Below are 1224 nucleotides of genomic sequence, written 5' to 3'. Positions count from 1 at the left end.
CAAGCCGCGACCCGAGCACGGCAGGTGCCTCACGCTCTGAAACCAAGGCCTCTACCTGCGGGAACGGTCCTCGTCGACGAATTGGACCGAGAAATGATCACCAAGAATCAAGCCGTGGATTCAGGCTTAGTGCGCGGGGTCACTCCAATAGGCGGTGGACCGCTCCATGGCGTACGCCAGGCGATCAACTACGGCATTGGGACGGCTGGCGCATGCTCGAAAAGTGGCTTCAGCAGCACGATTCCCCTGAGGTGTCCACGCTGCTGCAGGTGCGACATCTCACCACCAGTGACGCCGTTGACCAAGCCGCAGCCGAACAATGGCTGGGACGGGATCTGCTGCGCAATTACGTCCATCCCGAAGAACGCGCCCTCCTGGAGCAGTCCTTCCGCGATCTGGGACAGACCGCCTTGGCAGATCACTTGGTCCGCCACAAGTTCCCCTCCGATGCCAAAGTACGCAGCGGAGACTTCGGCGAGGCGCTGAGCGGTGCGTGGTACCGGCGCGCGCCGCTGGTGTGTACCACTGCTCAAACTACGCTACAAGCAATACACGTCTTTCCGGTTCACCACCCATTTGCTGGCGGCCGGCATCGACGCGTCCATCGGCACGGTAGGCGACGCGCTCGACAACGCCCTGATGGAATCCCAGATTGGCCTCTACAAAACCGAGCTGATCAAGCCCCGCGGCCCGTGGCGCAGCCTGGCCGACGTGGAACTGGCCACCGCCGAATGGGTGGCCTGGTTCAACACCACCCGCCTGCACTCAGCCATCGGGCACCTCCCGCCCGAGGAGTTCGAGGCGATCTACTACGCTCAACACCACCCCCACGAAGCCCTAGCAATCAATCGCTGAGGTGGTGTGCCCCGAGTTCGGTGGAGTCGCGTTCCTGGATTGTCATGCCACGGTGGGTGTGTTCTCGAACTGTATCGGGGTGAGCATGCCCAGGCTGCTGTGTCGTCGTTGCCGGTTGTGCCAGATCTCCAGGTACTCGAAGATTGCGTTGGCGAGCTCGATCCGGGTGTTCCAGCGCTGACGGTCCAGGAGCTCGACCTGCATCCGCGACCAGAACGACTCCATCATGGCGTTGTCGAAGCATTAACCGGCTAATAGCCCCGGTTGCCGGCGTTGGCCGGTTAACGCTTTCAGCCGACCCGAGTAGCGAGTCGCCGGAGCTGCTCTTCGTGGTGTCGGACGCGAGCGGCGATGGCTTCCAAGGCGGTG

The 1224-nt window shown here is 62.5% G+C and carries 1 protein-coding gene and 2 pseudogenes; 1 reads left to right on the top strand and 2 read right to left on the bottom strand.

The annotated features are described in order from the left end of the window. Nucleotides 1-188 precede the first annotated feature (188 nt). Nucleotides 189-434, bottom strand: a complete 246-nt coding sequence (locus tag ACTWPW_RS64260; protein ID WP_443175051.1) for a hypothetical protein — start codon at nt 432-434, stop codon at nt 189-191. A 112-nt stretch (nt 435-546) separates the two neighbouring features. Between ACTWPW_RS64260 and ACTWPW_RS64255 the strand changes: the two are divergent. Continuing rightward, nucleotides 547-855, top strand: a pseudogene (locus ACTWPW_RS64255) (integrase core domain-containing protein); the annotation flags it as partial. Between the two features lie 42 nt (nt 856-897). On the opposite strand, the pseudogene ACTWPW_RS64250 reads toward ACTWPW_RS64255, so the two are convergent. Beyond that, nucleotides 898-1092 (bottom strand): annotated as a pseudogene (locus tag ACTWPW_RS64250) (IS3 family transposase); the annotation flags it as partial. Nucleotides 1093-1224: the final 132 nt, after the last annotated feature.

Source organism: Nonomuraea sp. KM90, from assembly GCF_052246675.1.
Taxonomy (GTDB): Bacteria; Actinomycetota; Actinomycetes; order Streptosporangiales; family Streptosporangiaceae; genus Nonomuraea.
This window is presented reverse-complemented; position numbering and strand designations above follow the sequence as displayed.